This window comes from Streptomyces sp. NPDC001135 (assembly GCF_053598395.1).
In genome coordinates, this window is record NZ_JBSFKD010000046.1 from 1 (window position 1) to 17,224 (window position 17,224).

15 protein-coding genes and 4 pseudogenes are annotated in these 17,224 nt (G+C 69.0%); 8 read left to right on the forward strand and 11 right to left on the reverse strand.

The window, feature by feature from the left end; translation table 11 throughout:
• Window positions 1-28 precede the first annotated feature (28 nt).
• The 3 genes from ACWC94_RS37630 to ACWC94_RS37640 all read left to right on the forward strand — a co-directional run bounded on the left by ACWC94_RS37630 (window position 29) and on the right by ACWC94_RS37640 (window position 2,290).
• Window positions 29-628 carry a zinc-binding dehydrogenase gene (locus ACWC94_RS37630; RefSeq protein ID WP_450801857.1) on the forward strand — a complete coding sequence of 200 codons (600 nt, stop codon included), beginning with the start codon at window positions 29-31 and terminating at the stop codon, window positions 626-628.
• Window positions 629-805: 177 nt separating this feature from the next.
• Window positions 806-1,405, forward strand: coding sequence for an NAD(P)H-binding protein (locus tag ACWC94_RS37635; protein WP_450801792.1), 600 nt, complete (start codon window positions 806-808; stop codon window positions 1,403-1,405).
• Between the two features lie 126 nt (window positions 1,406-1,531).
• On the forward strand, window positions 1,532-2,290 hold the full coding sequence (locus ACWC94_RS37640) for an SDR family oxidoreductase (protein WP_450801793.1): 759 nt from the start codon (window positions 1,532-1,534) through the stop codon (window positions 2,288-2,290).
• Window positions 2,291-2,441: 151 nt separating this feature from the next.
• Here ACWC94_RS37640 and ACWC94_RS37645 read toward each other — a convergent pair.
• Window positions 2,442-3,111, reverse strand: a pseudogene (locus tag ACWC94_RS37645) (glycoside hydrolase family 15 protein); the annotation flags it as partial.
• Window positions 3,112-3,173: 62 nt separating this feature from the next.
• Complete coding sequence (locus ACWC94_RS37650) at window positions 3,174-3,665, reverse strand: winged helix-turn-helix transcriptional regulator (protein ID WP_450801794.1); 492 nt, start codon at window positions 3,663-3,665, stop codon at window positions 3,174-3,176.
• A gap of 106 nt (window positions 3,666-3,771) precedes the next feature.
• Here ACWC94_RS37650 and ACWC94_RS37655 point away from each other — a divergent pair, with 106 nt between their 5' ends.
• Together ACWC94_RS37655 and ACWC94_RS37660 are read left to right on the forward strand one after the other, a co-directional pair.
• Window positions 3,772-4,470 carry an SDR family oxidoreductase gene (locus ACWC94_RS37655; RefSeq protein ID WP_450801795.1) on the forward strand — a complete coding sequence of 233 codons (699 nt, stop codon included), beginning with the start codon at window positions 3,772-3,774 and terminating at the stop codon, window positions 4,468-4,470.
• A gap of 12 nt (window positions 4,471-4,482) precedes the next feature.
• Window positions 4,483-6,066, forward strand: coding sequence for an MFS transporter (locus tag ACWC94_RS37660; protein ID WP_450801796.1), 1,584 nt, complete (start codon window positions 4,483-4,485; stop codon window positions 6,064-6,066).
• A 74-nt stretch (window positions 6,067-6,140) separates the two neighbouring features.
• Here ACWC94_RS37660 and ACWC94_RS37665 read toward each other — a convergent pair.
• Window positions 6,141-6,748, reverse strand: a pseudogene (locus ACWC94_RS37665) (phosphorothioated DNA-binding restriction endonuclease); the annotation flags it as partial.
• Between the two features lie 1,291 nt (window positions 6,749-8,039).
• Window positions 8,040-8,969, reverse strand: a complete 930-nt coding sequence (locus tag ACWC94_RS37670; protein WP_450801797.1) for an alpha/beta hydrolase — start codon at window positions 8,967-8,969, stop codon at window positions 8,040-8,042.
• A gap of 110 nt (window positions 8,970-9,079) precedes the next feature.
• Between ACWC94_RS37670 and ACWC94_RS37675 the strand changes: the two genes are divergently transcribed.
• Window positions 9,080-9,535: a MarR family winged helix-turn-helix transcriptional regulator gene (locus tag ACWC94_RS37675; RefSeq protein WP_450801798.1), complete on the forward strand. Its 456-nt coding sequence runs from the start codon at window positions 9,080-9,082 to the stop codon at window positions 9,533-9,535.
• Between the two features lie 329 nt (window positions 9,536-9,864).
• Here the strand turns inward: ACWC94_RS37675 and ACWC94_RS37680 are convergent, their stop codons facing one another.
• Window positions 9,865-10,713: an NmrA family NAD(P)-binding protein gene (locus ACWC94_RS37680; protein WP_450801799.1), complete on the reverse strand. Its 849-nt coding sequence runs from the start codon at window positions 10,711-10,713 to the stop codon at window positions 9,865-9,867.
• Window positions 10,710-11,138, reverse strand: coding sequence for a nuclear transport factor 2 family protein (locus ACWC94_RS37685; RefSeq protein WP_450801800.1), 429 nt, complete (start codon window positions 11,136-11,138; stop codon window positions 10,710-10,712). Before ACWC94_RS37685 ends, ACWC94_RS37680 begins: the two co-directional genes overlap by 4 nt.
• Before the next feature lie 87 nt (window positions 11,139-11,225).
• Here ACWC94_RS37685 and ACWC94_RS37690 point away from each other — a divergent pair, with 87 nt between their 5' ends.
• Window positions 11,226-11,828: a TetR/AcrR family transcriptional regulator gene (locus ACWC94_RS37690; protein ID WP_450801801.1), complete on the forward strand. Its 603-nt coding sequence runs from the start codon at window positions 11,226-11,228 to the stop codon at window positions 11,826-11,828.
• Window positions 11,829-11,983: 155 nt separating this feature from the next.
• Window positions 11,984-12,265 carry a hypothetical protein gene (locus tag ACWC94_RS37695; protein ID WP_450801802.1) on the forward strand — a complete coding sequence of 94 codons (282 nt, stop codon included), beginning with the start codon at window positions 11,984-11,986 and terminating at the stop codon, window positions 12,263-12,265.
• A gap of 177 nt (window positions 12,266-12,442) precedes the next feature.
• Here ACWC94_RS37695 and ACWC94_RS37700 read toward each other — a convergent pair.
• The 5 genes and pseudogenes from ACWC94_RS37700 to ACWC94_RS37720 all read right to left on the reverse strand — a co-directional run.
• Window positions 12,443-12,760, reverse strand: a pseudogene (locus ACWC94_RS37700) (winged helix-turn-helix domain-containing protein); the annotation flags it as partial.
• 1 nt (window position 12,761) lies between these two features.
• Window positions 12,762-13,339, reverse strand: a pseudogene (locus ACWC94_RS37705) (IS110 family transposase); the annotation flags it as partial.
• A gap of 640 nt (window positions 13,340-13,979) precedes the next feature.
• Window positions 13,980-15,125 (reverse strand): hypothetical protein, encoded by a 1,146-nt coding sequence (locus tag ACWC94_RS37710; protein ID WP_450801803.1) that lies wholly within the window; start codon window positions 15,123-15,125, stop codon window positions 13,980-13,982.
• 56 nt (window positions 15,126-15,181) lie between these two features.
• The gene (locus tag ACWC94_RS37715) at window positions 15,182-16,828 is read right to left on the reverse strand and encodes a hypothetical protein (RefSeq protein WP_450801804.1); all 1,647 of its coding nucleotides are present in this window, start codon (window positions 16,826-16,828) and stop codon (window positions 15,182-15,184) included.
• Between the two features lie 144 nt (window positions 16,829-16,972).
• Complete coding sequence (locus tag ACWC94_RS37720) at window positions 16,973-17,176, reverse strand: hypothetical protein (RefSeq protein ID WP_450801805.1); 204 nt, start codon at window positions 17,174-17,176, stop codon at window positions 16,973-16,975.
• Window positions 17,177-17,224 lie beyond the last annotated feature (48 nt).

Sequence of the window (17,224 nt, forward strand, 5' to 3'; positions counted from 1 at the left end):
CCTCACGGAACTCAGGCGTGTACGTCCGTTGCTTGGACCCCATGAACCTCAACTTCCCCTGCATTCACGGACTCCACGCTACGAGGGGAGGGACATCCAGCTGTCCCGGCACCTGGGTATCCGCACGATCAACGTCGTGCGGCGACGCACCGCCGTGGAGGAGATCAAGGCACTCGGCGGGGATGAGGTCATCTGCACCGAGGACGAGGACCTACTGCAACGTGTCGCCGAGACAGCGGGGCCGGCCGGCGTGCGCAAGGCCGTCGACTGCGTGGCGGGCCCCGTAGGCGCCCAGGTCTCCCAGGCACTCGCTCCGGGAGGACAGCTGGTGGTCTACGGCGCACTCTCCACCCACCGGCAGACCGACCCCGCCGCGCTGACCATCCCGCTGCAGGCACGCTCGGTCATCTACGAGACCAAAGCAGTCCGCGGCTTCTGGCTGAACCGATGGTTCGGCACCGCCTCACCCGAGGACGCGCTGCACGCGCTGTCCCAGGTGCGCAGCCTCGTCACCGACGAGGTGCTGAGCATCCCCCAAGGCCAGCCGTTCCCGCTCGAACGCTTCACGGAAGCCGTCCCGCTCGCCGAAGCACCCGCACACGGCACCAAGCCACTGTTCGTCTTCTAAGACGGCCAGGCGGTGAAATGGGGGCCCTGCAGCCGGGCGCCGTCTCACATGCGTCGCTGCGGCGTTCGATGCACGCTGGTGGGGGAGAGGGCTTCTCGCGTGGACAACCTGCGTGCGTGACGACCCGGCCGTCCCGGCACGGTACGAAATCAGGTGCGGAAGCGGGAAGGAAGCGCGATGGAGATCAAGGAATCGACTGCCCTGGTCACGGGAGCCAACCGTGGCATCGGCTACGCGTTCGCCCGCGCACTGATCGCGCGGCAAGCGGGCAAGGTCTACGCCGGTGTCCGCGATCCGGCGAGCGTGAGCGGCGAGGACCTGACTCCCCTGCGTCTGGACGTCACCGTGCCGGAGGAGGTCGCCGCGGCAGCCGGCGACGCCACCATTGTGATCAACAACGTCGGCGCCGGAGGCTTCACCACCAAGCTGCTGACATCCTCCGCACTGATCTTCGGTGCGTCGGTGAAGGTGCTGAGATCCGTCTCCACGAAGCCGGCGGGGACCCCGATCACGAGAATTCCCGGGATAGTCCGGCCGGGAGGCGGTCGACAGCATGTTGAGCAGTGCGCCGCCGTTGCGCGCCAGGACCGGGGCGCAGGCACGGGACACGGCCCAGGTGCCGAAGTAGTTGATCTCCACCGCCTGGCGCGCGCCGTCGAATGGATCCCGTCAACGGACCAGACCGTGGAGGCACGGGCGAACGACCGGGTGGAAGTCCTTACCAACGAGCGGACCAGGCAGGTCAAGCATGCTTTGTCGCCATCAGTCGAACGGTGAGGGGAAGCCGCCTCGGCACGAAGGGGCTGTCGGCAGCGAATCACCGCCTGGTTCCTGCCGCAGCTCTACGCCGTGCCGGATCAGTCCTCGGCACAAGCTAGGCAAGACCGCAGCGCAGGAGGATTCATGAACGTTGAGCCGCCTGCGGGATACGGCTCCCGCGACCAGGCCCTGCACGGGCAGACCCTCGTCGTCCTCGGCGGGAGCGCGGGTATCGGGCTGGCGACCGCCCGGCTCGCCCGCAACCAGGGGGCGTCGGTGGTCCTCACCGGCAGGGACCCGGAACGGCTGCGCACCGCGGCCAAGGAAGCCGACGCGCTCAGCACCGCGGCGTTCGACGCGTACGACCCGGTGCAGCTGGAGCGGTTCTTCCAGCAACTGCCGGGACCGATCGACCACGTGCTGGTCACCGCGGGCGGCCCGTCCTACGGCCGCCTTCTGGACATGGACGCCGAGCAGGCACGCCGGGCGATCAGCGACCACATGGTGCTCGCACTCGAGGTCGCGCGCCACTGCGCCGACACCGTACGGCCCGGCGGCACGCTGCTGCTTCTGGGCGGCACGGGAGCCCGCCGGATCCGGGCCGCTCTCGGTGTCGCCCCCACGGTCACCGCCGCGATGCCCGCGTTCACGGCCAGTCTCGCACTCGAGCTCGCGCCGGTCCGGGTGAACCTGATCGCCCCGGGCTTCGTGGACACGCCGTTGTCGGCCCGGCTGCTCGGCGACACGATCGACGCCCGTCGCGAGGAGCTGCGCACCACGCTGCCGATCGGGCGTGTGGTCGTACCCGAGGACGTGGCGGCGCTCGCCGTGCACATCATGACCAACAGCGCACTCACAGGTGCGACGTACGACGTCGACGGCGGCCAGCAGCTCGTCGGCTGACCCACGCGTCGGTGGCGGTCATTTGCCGGGCATCGCGGTGGCCCGCGGTTGTGTGCTCCGGGCTTGATCGCGGTACTGGGCCGGAAAGGTGGCCAGCGCCGTGAGCATTTCCTGCAGTGCTTCCTCGGCCACCCAGTGGCTGGTGCCGGGGCGCCTGCCGGTTCGGTGACCAGCCATGGTCCAGGATCCGCCAGTAGATCGTGTCCCGGACCGGGCCCCAGCGGTAGAGCTCCGCAGGCAGGTCTCGGTTCAGGGCTGTGTGCATGGCGCGGTCGACGGCCACCCGGCACATGAGACGGGAGCAGAGGAACTTCCTGCGTCCGCCGCGGGTCTCCCACACGCCGTCGTCCGGCTCGTCCCAGTGCTCAGACCCAGTCCACCAGCTCGCACGCCGCGCACCACTGGCCGCTGGTCAGGGGCTGGCACCACATGTCGTACAGGTAAGCGGAGCAGAGCAGGGCGCCGTAGATGTCGAGCTGCAGCTGGGTGGCGGCGCCGTTGCCGATCCGCACGGGCGCCGAGCCGCGGTAGCCCTCCAGGTGGGAGAGCTCACGCTCGGGCAACTCGGCTCGGCCGTCGATGCCGTACATGATCTGCAGCCGGCCGGAAGGGCCCGGACGCCGGTCGATGTGGTGGGTGAGGAAGTCGATGAACGCCTCGGCTTCCTCGGCGAAGACGAGCCTTAGCAGCGCATGGACGGCGAAACGTGGAATCCCGTGTCCATGCGTAGCGGTAGTCCCCGTTCCGGCCCCGCCGAGTTGCTCGGACAGGCTGGTGGTGGGGCTGCCACGATCGCGCCGGGGGAGCGTGCCGGTCGGCGATGGCGGGGCGGGTCACTTCTGCGGTGGAATCGTCCTGCCGGGTGTGTCAGCCGCGGCGGGGTTCAGGGACTGTTCGGGCGGACGCGAATGAGACCCGGGCCGGCGTCGACGAACGAGTCCCCGATCGGCACGTCGTGGCCGTCGTCGCAGCGGAGCACCGCGTGCACCGGGGCGCCGCAGTTCTCGTGGCGTACGACCACGGGGGGCCCTTGTTCGTCGGCGGCCCAGGTGTCGCCCCACTGCCGAAGCGCCACGATGACGGCCCGGAAGTCCCGCCCTTTCTGCGTCAGTTGATAGGCGTACCGGGTCCGCTGGCCGGGCTCCTGGTAAGGGACGCGCTCCAGGAGACCGGCGGCGGTCAGTTCTTTCAGGCGCGCTGCAGCGGCGGGTTCGCCGATGCCCACACGCTTGGCGAAGTCGTCGAACCGGCGTGTACCGAAGAACGCCTCGCGCATGATCAGTAGCGCCGTCCTGTTGCCGACGATCTCCAGAGTCCTGGCGATGGAGCAGTTGGCCATGGACCAGGCGTCCCGTTCCTCCAGTAGATCCTTCATCTCTTAACCCTCCACCTGGCTTGCCTCACTCAAAGCCAGCCTATACCATGGCTGGCTTCTGTAGTCGTAAGTCAGCTCGGGGTGAGTGCGTCCCGAGGGAGGAATCATGGACATCAACACTGCAACCGTCCTGGTCACCGGGGCCAACCGCGGGCTCGGCAGGGCGATCGCCCAGGAACTGGTTGCGCGTGGCGCCACTGTGTACGCGGCGGCCCGCCGACCGGACCGGATCGACCTGCCCGGCGTGAAGGCGATACGGCTCGACGTGACCGACCCCGCCTCGGTCGCCGCGGCTGCCGAGGAGGCCCGTGACATCACGGTGCTGATCAACAACGCGGGCAGTTCCACGGGCGCCGATCTGCTGACCGGCAGCTGGGACGCCGTCCGCCTGGAGATGGAGACCCACTACCTGGGCACCCTCGGCATGATCCGGGCCTTCGCTCCCGTGATCGAGTCCCAGGGCGGAGGCGCCGTCCTGAACATCCTGTCCGCGCTGTCGTGGATCAGCTTTCCCGCTGTCGGCGCCTACGCCGCGGCCAAGTCCGCGGAGTGGAGCATGACCAACGCGGTGCGCCAGCAGCTCGCACCCCGGGGAATCACCGTGTCCGGACTCCACGTCGGCTACATGGACACCGACATGGCCCGCCATGTCAACGGGCCCAAGACCGACCCGGCGGACGTCGCCCGCGCGGCCGTCGACGGCATTGCCTCCGGGGCTGCCGAGATCGTCGTCGACGACCGCAGCCGCCAGGTCCAGGCCGACCTCTCCGGTGGCGTCGGCGCCCTGTACCCGCAGTTCGGCTGAGACGAGGACACCGTGACTTCCCTTCCTTCCCCCGCCCCGGGCCGGCTCAGGCCGACCGACCGGCAAACCGGTCTCCTGCCCTCCCCGAACCAGCCCTCCCGGCTCGCCGCCGCCGTCACGCTCATCGCGATGTGCCTGGGCGCCATGACGACCTTTCTGCTGATCACCGCATCGGTGTCGGCGCTGTCGGCCATCCAGGACGACCTGCACGTCTCCCCGACCGGCCTGGTCTGGATCCCCTCCGCGTACACCCTGCTCGTGGCCAGTCTGGTGATGTCCGCGGGCACCATGGGCAACCTCTACGGCCGCAAACGCGCCTTCGTCACCGGCGCCGCGATCATGATCATCGGCTCCTTCATCGTCTACGCGGCGGGTTCGGTGGACGGCGTCATCGCCGGCCAGCTCGTTTCCGGCCTCGGCGGTGCTCTCATCCTGCCCAACAGCCTGGCCGTTCTGGGAGCCACGTTCCCCGACCCGCACCGGCGCACAGAAGTCGTCACCATCTGGGCGGCCTCCTCCGGCATCGGGCTCGCCGTCGGCCCCCTGATCGCGGGCGCACTGCTGGACCACTTCCACTGGAATACGGTCTTCCTGTCGACCGCCGTCCTCGCCGTGGTCACCATGGCCGCCGCGGTATTCGTCGCCGAATCGCGTGGCCCCGAGGGCAAGCTGGACATCCCCGGGCAGGTCCTGGCCGTCCTGGGCGTCGCCGCCCTCGTCTACGCCCTCATCGAAGGCGGACACGACGGCTACACCAGCCCCCGCATCCTCATCGCCTGGATCACCGCGGCCGCGGCCCTGACCGGTTTCGTCCTCGTCGAGCGCGCCGGCCGCACACCCATGCTGGACATCACCCTGTTCCGGTCGGCATCCTTCAGCGCCGTCATGTTCGTCGCGGCCGTCTCCCTGTTCGGCTTCACCGGCCTGGCCATCCTGTCGGTGCTCTTCTACGAGCGCGTCCAGCATCTGTCCGCCCTGGACGTGGGATGGCGGCTGCTGGCCTTGTTCGGCGTCTACGTCGTCGTCAGCTACGCGACCGGACGTGTGATCCGCCGTACCGGCTTCAAGCTCCCGCTGACCGTGGGCTTCCTCATCGGAGCCGCCGCCACGGCCGGACTCACCACGCTGGATCCGACCACCCCGTACGCCCGGGTGTGGTGGCTGTTCGCGCTCTTCGGGGCCGCAAGCGGGATGGTGGCCGCGCCGAGCACCGCGGCGGCCCTGGTCAGCGTCTCCCACGAACGCGCCGGCATGGCCTCCGGAGCCGTCAACGCCTTCCGCCAGATCGGATCCGTCACCGGCTCCTCCCTCCTCGGCGCACTCCTCGCCAGCCGGCTCCAGTCCCGACTGCCGACCCGGCTGGACGTCCACCACGTCCCCCGAGCGGCCTGGCCCGCCGTCGAGCACGCCGTCTCCACCGGGAGCGGTAGCCACCGAGCGGCCCCGCCAAATGTGACCGCCGCGATCGGTGACGCCTTCACCTCCGGCGTCCACGCCGGCATGACCGTCATCGCCGCCGTATTCCTGTGTGCGGCCCTCGCCTCAGCCCTGCTGGTGCACAACCGACCGCACCAGACCAGTGTCACGACGAACTGACGCGTGACTTCCAGGAGCGACACCGAGCACCGTGGATTCGCCTGCGCAGCGATGCCGACGGGGTCGGGACGGTGTCAGGCGGCCGTGGCAGGGCGTGGCCGCCGTGGAAGACCTGACGGGTGTGCCAGCCGCGGTGAGCGGCCGCAACAGGACGCGCGCCGGACTGGGGGCCGAGCACAGCCCGTTCTCGATGTCGTCGGGCCGCCGATGGCCCACCAGCGTACGGGCAGCGTACGGGGCGGCCTCCAGCCCAACCGGCACCGCGCCAAAGCCGTCGTGACCGCAGAACGCGCACCGGTACTCATAGGCGGTCAGCACCCACTCCCGCATCCGCCGGTCCCGCTGTCTGCTCGCCGTCATGAGCCGTGCGGTCTGAGCCGGCTCCAGCCCCAGGCCCACGGCTACGTACAACTCGCTGTGCAGAGAGGGCACAAAATGTCGAGGGAGCAGCAACTGAGCGATCCCGCACTCCGCTTCCGGGGCTGCCGCCCGCGATCGGTGCGCACTTCCCACACGCCGTCGCTGACCAGGTGGTGCAAGGGGTAAGCGGGCGTGGTCTTGTTCGGAGGGCCGTATTTCGGAGGGCCGTATTCGGTGAGCAGTCGTTGCACGTCCGCTCCACCGCGCTGTAGCGCAGGCCGCCCTCCGCATCCTCCTGCAACCGGCCGAGGGTGTACAGGAGATTGTGGTGCTCAACGACGACGACTGCGTCAGTGAGGCCGTCAGGAACTCTTCGCCTCGCACGTCAGCCCTTCGTGACGGCTCCGCTCTGCCGCACACGCACGAGTGCTCATCCTTGGTACCGGAGTACGGTGGCAACGCCCGCATTCGCTCCCTACAGTCACCGCATGGCCACCGAGGACGAGCACCGAAGTCAGCCCGGCATCGCCGCTGGCGGCAAGGTAGTGGTCCGACGATGAGGCCGACGGTGGCTCTGCGATGAGTGCTCCCTCGGACGGCTCCAGCTCGGGCGGGTTCGACTCCTCGCGCCGACACGTTGCGCTGCCGACGTGCAGAGAGTCTCCGTACGCGCCGTTGATGCCGAAGTCGGCGAGCTTGTAGAAGCCGCCCTTGCCGGTCTTTGCGGCAGTTATTCTCCAGCAGGGACGGTAGGCGCGGATATTCGGGCATGCGGAATAGGGCAGCCGCTTCAGCTCGACCTGGCGCGATGCCGCGAGACGCGCAGAGGGGCCCGAGCGCGCTGTCCTTCGGGCTACTGGGTAGCGTCGCCCTGGTGAATCTCAACCTCTTCAACGATGTGCCTGATGGCCTGACTCGACGAGCCCGATCGTTCGTCCGCGCCCACGGTACGACGGAGGCCAGAAACAGCACGTGGGACTTGGTCTTTCCCATGAGATCTCAGCTATCGCCTGCCTCGACGCCTCCTCGCAGCCCCCACTCATCAAGTCCCGAGTAGATCATCGCGATGCGGCCCTCGGGGAAGCCGAGGGACTCGGCCTCCCCGGTATAGGGCGCCACCAGAGAGTCAGGGCCTCTCCACCAGGTATCCGCGAGGCCCATCACCTCGTGCACCTGCTCGTACCCCGGCCACGATCGCCTGCGTGGCCGTGCAGGTCAGGCAGTGGTGAAGGCATTCTGGTCTTCCGGCGCGAGAATGGGGTTTCGGGGACGGCTGCTGCGCCACGACGGGATCGAGGACCAGTCCTGGATCCACGCGCGTGGGCGTAGGACTGCCGATCTCGAAACGATTCGCGAAGAGCTCCCCCCGGGCCGTGGCTCTGCTGACCGCGCACTCGTCAACGACGCAAACGCTGGTCGACCACGGCGAAGACGCCGGTGGAGGGGTCGGCGCCGCCCCCGGTGCGACTTCCTACCGGCGAAGGACGCGCATACGCGAAGTGGTCCACGCCTGATCCCGCGGAGACGTTGAACTTACTGAAACGGAGACCGATGTCGGCGATGGTGCTCCTGCGGCCGTCGTCGACATCACGTGGAGGCCGCCGGGGTCGGTGTCAGTGGACCGGTTCGAGATGGTCGGCGCCCGGGCGCCCGGCGCTCAGGTGGGCGGTGAGGAAGCGTGCGGCGCGATCGAGTGCGGCGTCCGCCTCGTCGAGGCGGCCGTAGTGGTGTTGGAAGACGTGGGGGAGGCCGGGGCCGACTTCGAGCGTGACCTCGACGCCGTCGGCGCCCGCGCGGCCGGCCAGCCGGACCGCGTCGTCGAGGAGCAGCTCGTTCGCCCCGACCTGCACGAGGAGTGGGGGCAGTCCGGTGAGGTCGGCGAACACCGGGCTGGCCAGGGGATGCGCTCTGTCGCCTGCGCCGACGTAGAGATCGGCGTAGGCGCGCACGTCGGCCTCTGCGAAAATGGGGTCGGCGCTCTCCTTGGAACGGATGCTTCCTCCAGCGAGGGTGAGGTCGGCCCAGGGGGAGAAGACGACCACGGCGGCTGGTTGCGGCAGCCCGGCCTCCCGGGCGGCGAGCAGCGTGGCGATGCTCAATCCGCCACCGGCGGAGTCACCGGCCATGACGAGGTCCCGTGGGTCGGTGCCCGACGCCAGCAGCTCGCGGTAGGCCGCGAGCCCGTCGTCGACAGCCGCGGGAAAAGGGTGCTCGGGCGCCAGCCGGTAATCCACCGACGTCGCGCGCAGCCCGGCGCGGCGGGCCAGTTCACCGACCAGACCTGCGTGGGTGTCCGGTGAGCCGATGACGTAGCCGCCGCCGTGCAGGTAGAGCAGCCGGCCGCGGCCGGAGGCTTCGGACGGCTCCAGCTCCAGGGTCGGCCGCCCGCCCAGGACGGTCCTGCGGGTGACCACGCCCTCCGGTGTGGGGCGGGTGACAGCCGCGGCGAACCCGCTGCGCTGCTCCTCGGGAGTGGGCCGCATCTTGCTGCGAGGGGCGGAACGGAGTATGGCGTCCAGGGCGTCGCGCTGCTGTCGGGACATGCGGGGCCTCCATGGGGCGGGGTGCGAGGATGGATTCCTGGGAATCCACCTGTCTGACCCCAACCGGATTCCAAGGAAGATGATTCCCGGGAATCTACTGGAAGGTTAATGTGAGCCACATCACTCCGATCTTCACCGATCTGGTCCGCGTCGAGACCCGGCTCTACAACGCGGTGAGCGCCCGGTTGCGCGCCGAACAAGGGCTGGGGCTCGGACAGTTCGAGCTCTTGGAGATCATCGACCGCGTGCCGGGGTGCCGCGTGCTCGACATCGTCGGCGAGCTGGCGATCACCGTGGGGGCCGTCAGCAAGGCGGTCGACCGGCTGGTGGCTGCGGGCTGGTGCCTGCGGGTCGCGCACCCCCAGGACCGCCGGTCGTCCGTCCTCCGCCTCACATCCGAGGGCGAGAAGCAGTTGTCCGCTTCCCGCCCCATTGTCGAAAGCGAGCTCACCTCACTGACCACGGCGGTTCCCCGCGACGACCTGGCCCGCATCGCCTCGACCCTGGCCATCCTTCGCGCAACCCTCGAGGCGGGCCCTACGGCCGGCCGGGACGAAGGGGAATGACCCGCGAATGGCAGCCGAACCCCCAGAGTTGAGTGACGCTGCTTGGCCCCGCAAGGCCGACATCACGAATTCAATTCCAGTAGCCTCTGAGAAAATCTCAGTGGTGGGTCGTGCCTCCGATGGTGCTCTCCGCCTGCGTGCCGCCCTGGCTCGCACCGCTCAGGCAGCGGGCCTGGTGCTTCCTCTCCCTTGCGCAGGCCGCTACCTCGAACCCCGGTCCTGACCGAACTACGCCCCACCCGGGGTGGCCGCCTTCGGGCATCCCGTCGGCAGCATGCGCGGCCTGACAGTCCAGTACGGCAGGCCCCCTGTGCCCACGCCAGTGCACATCAGCTGTCCTGTGCCAGTTCTCGTTCGGCGACCGACTGGAAACTGTGGGGCGGCCGGCCGGTGAGGCGCTGGACGGTGTCGGTCGTACGGTCCTCGGCTCCCTCGGCGATGGTGCGGTCCATGCCGGCCAGCATCGCGGCGAACTCGACTGGCATCTCTGCGGCCAGGCGATCCCGCATCTGTTCGTACGTCAGGTGGCGGTGGACCACGGAACGGCCGCTGACCCGAGTGAGGACGTCGGCGATGTCGTCGTGGCTGAGTGTCTCCGGTCCGGTGAGGACCAGGCCCGCATTGGGTGCCCGCTCGTCGGTCAGGACACGGACGGCGACGGCGGCGATGTCGTCGGCGTCGACGAAGCCGACCCGGCCGTTGCCGGCCGCAGTGCGGATGACGCCGTGCGCGCGGATGCTGTCGGCGTGGGTGTGCGTGCCGGTGAAGTTCTGCATGAACCACGACGGCCGCAGCACCGCCCACTGGTCGAACAGGCCGGGCAGGGCCTGGTGCACGGACCCCACGGCCGGGCCGCCCTCAGGGATGGCCGAGGAGCCGAGGAGTACCGCGCGACGTACGCCGGCGGCGCGGGCCTGGTAGAGGAAGGGCAGCATGCGCGCGGCCGGGTCCGGGTCGCCCAGGGGCGGGATGAGGTAGACGCGGTCGGCACCGCTGAGGGCGGCAGCAAAGGTGGTGGGGTCGTACCAGTCGAAGCGGACCGGTTCCGCGCCGGCGAGCGGGGTGCCGCGACGGCTGGCGGCCTTGACGCGGTGGCCGGCCGCTATCAGCTGCGCGGTGGTGCGGCTTCCGGTGGTGCCGGTGGCGCCGATGACCAGGACGGTGTCGATGGCGGTCAACGGCGACTGCCCTTGGTGAAGTCCACGCCGGTGTCGTTCGCGGCAAGCGGGTTCCAGTAGTCGCGGTAGGAGGTGAAACGTCCCTCCTCGACCGTCACGACCGCGATGTAGGTCATGTCGAAGGGGCTCGCCGTCTCCACCAAGCGGCCGACTCCGCGCATCTCGACCACGATGGTCGCGGGATCGGTGGTCTGGTGGATCTTGAGGTCGGGGAAGTCGTCCAGGTCGATGTGGTCGGGATAGGCGCGCATGTAGGCGCCGATGGCCGCCCGGCCCTCCAGTCGCCTGGGCCATCCAGGGGGAGCGAACGGGAACTCCATGACTCCGCCTTCGGCCCACAGACCGACCCAGGCCGGAATGTCCTTGTCCAGTAGTAGGCGCAGGCCGTGGCGGTACAGATCCGTCGGTGGGGTGATTTCGGGCACGAGAACTCCCTCCCATATGATGCGGACCGGCGGTCCGCTTCAGCGAAGATACGGACCGCCGGTCCGGATCGCAACTGGAGGAACCGCATGCCCGAGCGAAAGCCACGCAAGGACGCGGCCCGTAACCGGGCAGCCGCCCTTGTGGCCGCCGACACCCTCTTCGCTCAGTGCCGCAGCCCCGAGGAGGTGACCATGGCCGACATCGCGGCCGCGGCCGGCGTCGGCAAGGGAACACTCTTCCGTGCCTTCGGCGACCGCACCGGGCTGCTCCGCGCGCTGTATGAAGCACGGCTCGAACCCGTCAGGCACGCTGCCGAAGAAGGCCCGCCACCGTTTGGGCCCGCCACCCCGCCGCTTGAGCGCGTACCGGCCCTGCTCGACGCCGTCCTGTGCTTCAAGCTCGACAACCGCCACCTCGCCCTGGCTCTGGAGGGCACAGGCACGGACAGCCCGTATCGGACGGATCAATACGGGCGTTGGCACACCCTGCTCCGCGACTTGCTGGAGCAAATCCCCGACCTGACCGATAGCGACTTCATTGCCCACGCACTGCTCGCTGCCGCCCGGGCCGACCTCGTCGAGTACCTGGCGGGTGAGAAGGGCATGACCCGTGGGGAGATGCGCAGGCAGCTGGCGAGCTTCACCGCCAGACTCCTCGGCAGTCCTGTCCCCGGACCGGCCGAAGACTGATCACGGGCCGGGCGAGACGAAGGAGGCGGTCATGCCGAACGGTCGGACGGGCGCGGTGGCGTGCGCGGCGGTTGCGTGCTGATTCTGAGCTTCGGATTGCGGGAGGCCATGGTGGTGGGGCGGCTTCGGCGGACGGTATCCGCACCGAGGGTGTCGTGGTCGACAACGTCCAGGTCGACGACCCCGACGAGCACGAATGGGTGCCGGCCATGGCCTTCCTCGACCAGCAGGGCAACCGTGCGGAGTTCTCACCCCGGATGCGGGGGACCGGGCAGGGCCTGGCGACCGGCCGTGCGGTACCGGTGGTGTACCTGGGTACGCATCCCCGGACAGCACGGGTTCACATGTGGCGGCACATGACGGGGCAGCTGGTGTTCCTGTCGCTCGGCGGGGCGGCCTTCCTCGGTGCCGGCGTACTGATCGCCCTGACGAGCTGACGGCTGCGTCCTCGGCGAGCCTCGGTGCTACCGGCCGGAGTCGCCGCGTACCGCCGCCGCAGGTGCTGACAGGTGTCCGACTTCGCGCAGGCCCGGGCAGGCCTGCCGTACGGACCGCCGACCGGCACGCGCGACACGGTGGGCGGGGTCATCTTCGGGGTGCTCGTCGTCGGTGAATATTGCCGCGATCAACCAGCGGCGCCAAAAGCGGCCCCGCACCCGCCCCACCGGCGTGTGTCCACGCCGGCCCCAGGCACGGGCGCGCGGCGGTGTCATCGAGAACCCCGCTTCGTCCTCAGACGATGTACGCGCCCAGCGCTGCCGCAGTCATTCCCCCTGCGGCCACACATCCTTCTTCCGCAGGCCCACCGCCTGCTCGTCGCGTTCCAGGGCTCTGCGGGCGGGAGACTGCCAGGACCAGCCGTGCCGGTGCGGCAGCCGCCACACTGCCGCTGAAGAACAGTCCAACCGGAACTTACGGGTGATCAGCGCTCTGGGTCAGCCGTGCGGCCCGGGCCGGGGTCGGGGCGCTCTTGAGGAGTTCGCGGGCTTCGGGTCGGCACAGGCCGTTGGTCCAGGCGGCGAAGGCGGCCAGGGCGGCGGGGCAGTACTCGCGCAGCAAGGACCGGAGCTGGTTGGCGAGCTGCTGCTGGTTCCACAGCTGGTCCTGCTGGGCGCGGGCCAGGACGGTGATCGCGCGGCCGAGGTCGGAGTCGTCGGACAGCAGCCGGTGGGCGTGCATGTCGGTGCGGAGGATGTTGGGCGTCGCCGGGGTCGGACTTCTTGCGTGAGACGCTGTGCCAATGGCGGTGGCGGGCGGCGGCCATCGGGTTGATCGCGGAGACTTTGCGCTTGCCGGTCCCCAGCACCGCAAACGAGCGGGCCGCGGGAGATCACGATCGCGACCGGGATCGGGTTCTCCTCGGTGTCGCCGCACTCGGCGAGCAGTTCCAGCAGGATCTTGTAGCCGGCCGCGTCGTCGGTGATGTGCCGCCTGGCCAGCAGCTGGCCGGTGTCGTCGACCAGGGCGACGTCGTGGGTTCGTTCCGTCCAGTCGATTCCGCAGTAGATCAAGATTCCCTCCCCAAAGTTCGCCGCTTGCGCTGGTCACGAGCGCCATGCGGGCCACGCAGCGACTTAATCCCAGGCCTCGACCGCAGCACGGTCGGGCCTCCAGAATGCTCGGGCGTATCAAGAGGTCGCCGCGCGGCGGGCTGAGTGCGAGGAGCCCGAGCCTGAGCCCGATCCGGGCGGCTGCTGCGAGGCGGTCGAGGAAGTGGCCTCGGAAGTCCGGGCGCAGCTCGACCAGGGCGGCGTGCCGGCGCTGCTGGCGAAGCTGGACATGCTGCGTGAGTCGATGTGGCGCCGCATCGCCCACTACGAGGTCTACAGCGGTCACGCGGTCGTGATGGCCGTCGAGAAGGCGTGCGTGCCGCAGCTGCACCGGGTGAGACCGGCGGGCCGCTGCGCAGCTCATCCGGCTCCGCGCGCCCGTGCCGCGTGCTTGCGGCGACCCCGCGCTCTGGCTGCGGGAGGCCTGCTCGCGGTCGGCGCGCGGAACGTGAGGCACGGCGGTCCGCACCGCTTCTGCGGACGGTTGTCGCGTGTTGCCGCTTGGACAACGACGCTGCCAGGACGAGGAGATCACCGCCGATGAATGCCGAAGACGGTCCTGCCGTTCGACTCAATGGAGCATTTGCAGGGCTTCGGCGGCTCAGCGGCGGCGGGTCCAGGAAGTAGCGAGTGGAGCGGCCCGGTAGCCGGGGACCGATGCCGCGCTGAGGTTTTGTGCGACCGCTGCCGGCTCGACGGGCGCGGGGGCCACCTGCAAGCAGGCGGTCTTAGGTTGCGTGGTGCTCTGTCCGAATCGGCAGGCGACACCTGTCAGTTTAATGGTGATGAAGTCAGCGATCTGCGCGCCGAACTGGATGGGCTTCCCGTTGATCTTGATGTCACCAACAGTGAAGCCCTTGTCCTGAGGTACCTCGTAGACGAACCGCACAGGGTGGGCCTCGTCGCCGCGCTGCCTGATCCAGTAGTCCTTGGGATCGGAGCCGTCCGGGGTGGCCCAGCCGTCCGTGGCCAGTTTGTCGAAGTAGAGACCGACCGGGTCAGCGAGGGAGACGTCCGCCTTCTGTCGGGCGAGGTCGTTCACGGCTCCGCCGATGTGCGGGTCGCTGTTGCGCTCGGGTTCGCCGTACTTGCTGCAGTGGATGAGTTCCTGCTCGGTGGTCAGCTCGTTGCCGTCGATGACCCGCACGATGGTTGCTGCGGCGGCGAGTTCGATCTCGGCGCCCAGGGTGTTGTTGGGCTGGATCAGATGCATGGCGCCGTCCGTCGTGGAGTCGTTCCACCGGTTACGGGGGTTGTAGGTGCCGGTGGCTCCGAAGAGGTCGCTGTGCTGGACGTTCGGGTTGATGTGCCTCTGGTAGAGCTCAAGAACCTTGGCGGGGTTCGACTGGGCGAGCAGATGCCAGTACTCGGGGCCCTCGCAGGTGAACATGACCTTGGTGATCTTCCCGGCGGCGTTGTGGGTGACGCTCCACTCGCAGTACTCGTCCTGGACGTCCCGGCTGGCGTCGGCCCGCTTCCACCGCTGGGCGTCGGCGAGAGACTGGATCTTGACCAGACGGGGGAAGGCCGTCCAGGTGACGGTGGCCTCCTGGGCGTCGACCGCTGTGTCGGTCTTGGTGAGGTTGTAGAACTGGCTGCGAGGGCTGTCGTTGAGCACCTCATGGGGATTGGGGCCCGTGATCGAGTTGTCGACCCGGTCGCTGATGAACATGTTCCAGGCCTTCAGGCCGGTCTCGTCGAGATCGTCGAGGTGTCCGGGCGGGCCGTAGGAGGCGAGTAGGCTCATGGGGCACTCCTTCGCTGAGAGGTGGCCGGGGGCGGATGAGCCGCGGACGGCGGCTGTCAGGAGGTGGGCGTGACCGTGCCGTCGTCGTTCATCCTGAGCCGCGGGGCGCTCGCGGGGATGTTGGTGGTCGGCAGCGTCAGCTCGAACTCGTTGAGCCGCATCGCCTTGAAGTCGCGGCGGCGGGACTCTGCCAGCCGGACGTAGGCGCCGAAGCGGGCGGACTCCCGGGTTCGTTGGCCGATGTGACCGAGGTAGTCGTCGATCCGCTGGGCGAAGGCCTTGGGCCAGGTGTCGTCGGCGAGGACCCAGTCGGCGGCGAAACGCCGTTCAGGGCTGCTGGGCGGCAGACTCGTGGCGGCTTCCAGGATCGCCTGTGCGATGTGTTCCTGTAGCTCGGTCACGGCGGTCGGCTTGGTGGGGACATGGTTCATCAACTGCTCCCGGTCGGGGCTGAAGACCGGGTTGGTGAAATCGACCATGAACGCGCAAGCGGCGAACTTGGCCGTGATCAGGCCCTGTTCCACCATCTGCCGTACCACGTCGTTGTCCTCGCAGGCCGGCTCCGGTACGACGAAAGCGAAGAAGGTGTCGCCTGGCTGGGAGAAGCCGCTGCTCCTCTCCTCCAGGGAGAAGTCGAAGGTTGCAAGGCTCTCAACGTAGTGGGCGGCCGGGGCCATGGGAGGAACGGTGGCCGTGACGGGCAGTTCGAGATCACTCAGGAGCGCGTCGCTGTTCAGCCAGAAGCTCGGGGGCAGCAGCAGGTCACCGCTGGAGGGGGTGATCGTCGCACTCTGTGTCGCTGTACTGGCCAGGTTCACGGCGGTCGTGGTGAACAGATGGCGCATCAGCTGCTCGGGATGCTCCACGGTGCCGTCCTGTGTGACGGCTGCCAGGCGGGCGGCGGTCCAGCGGCTGATCAGAGCACGGACGGTCAGCTCGAGATTTTCGGCGCCGACGACCTGCTGATACAACGGGTCGGAACGGAAGGGGTCGTCCGGGGGCAGGCGAATCTTCGCCGCCTGGGACTGCCAGTTGCTCCAGGGCGCTTTCAGCTCCTTCATAACGACGCTGCCGTTGATGTGGCTGTCGAAGCAGCCGTGGCCGCGGGAGCCGGGGGTGAGTGCGGACCACGAGTTGCCTGCCCACACCCACACGGGGCTGATCCGCATGTAGTAGTTGAAGACCTTCGCGGCCGGATCCCAGGCGGCAACCTGCAGAAACGTCGCCGCCGGATCCTCGTTTGCCCCCGTGCTCACCAGCAGGTCCACGTCCCGGCCGGTGGCGGCGCGAGCGACGGCGAACCGCATGGCACGCGGCAGCTCGGGGGTGGAGCCGAGCGGGATCTGCCCCGCCTCGCCGATCAGATACACGGACTGGTTCGCTTTCGTCGCCGGCTCGGGCAGTCCGGCGAGGAGATCCTGCACCGTCAACGGGAAGGTGCCCTTGCGGAAGAACAACTCGGCCATCGGATCCCCCAGCTCCGCCAGCTCCTGGGCGGCCAGAGGACGGGCGTGCTGGTCGGCGCCCACCACGAAGCGGTATAGCCTCGGTGTTTCCCGGTCGTCGACGTCCGCGTCGCCCAGGGCGGCCAGGACCGCGCGGCTGGTGGGGCGTGTGATTCCAGGCGGAGAGCCGCGGGTCTCGGCGGTGCGAGCCTGCTGCAACCAGGCGGTTGCCCGACGGTGCTCTCGTATGCCGTCCACTGACTCGACCTTTCGTCGCCCGCATCTGGCCCAGCGAGGTGTGAGCGGTGTGTCAGGAGAGGCTTGAGTGCCTCGCACTCCATGAACAGTCTGCATCGCCCGAGGCCATGACGCATCCGTAGCCGTGGCCGCCTGCGTACGTGGCTAGTGGTGGCCCTCCGGCTCGCCCGTGCACATGGAGACGTTCAGCTCCTGAAGTACGGTGGCGATCGGATTGCCGACCGTGTTCGAACCTGCGCCGGCGAAGAGTAGCGCCACCACGAACCCTTGGTCGTCGACGATCACGGAACCCGAGTCACCGTGGTCGGAGAAGACGGCGTCAGGGGAGGCGGCGGCCGTGCTGCTCACCTGGTCGCGCAAGGTGCGCAGGCCGATGCTGTCTGTCGCCGTAGTCCA

Bases quoted from the DNA above. Each gene is read 5' to 3' on its own strand.
- ACWC94_RS37640 (WP_450801793.1), top strand. From the start codon at position 1,532: ATGAACGTTGAGCCGCCTGCGGGATACGGCTCCCGCGACCAGGCCCTG.
- ACWC94_RS37655 (WP_450801795.1), top strand. From the start codon at position 3,772: ATGGACATCAACACTGCAACCGTCCTGGTCACCGGGGCCAACCGCGGG.
- ACWC94_RS37650 (WP_450801794.1), bottom strand. From the start codon at position 3,665: ATGAAGGATCTACTGGAGGAACGGGACGCCTGGTCCATGGCCAACTGC.
- ACWC94_RS37690 (WP_450801801.1), top strand. From the start codon at position 11,226: ATGCCCGAGCGAAAGCCACGCAAGGACGCGGCCCGTAACCGGGCAGCC.
- ACWC94_RS37710 (WP_450801803.1), bottom strand. From the start codon at position 15,125: ATGAGCCTACTCGCCTCCTACGGCCCGCCCGGACACCTCGACGATCTC.
- ACWC94_RS37670 (WP_450801797.1), bottom strand. From the start codon at position 8,969: ATGTCCCGACAGCAGCGCGACGCCCTGGACGCCATACTCCGTTCCGCC.
- ACWC94_RS37635 (WP_450801792.1), top strand. From the start codon at position 806: ATGGAGATCAAGGAATCGACTGCCCTGGTCACGGGAGCCAACCGTGGC.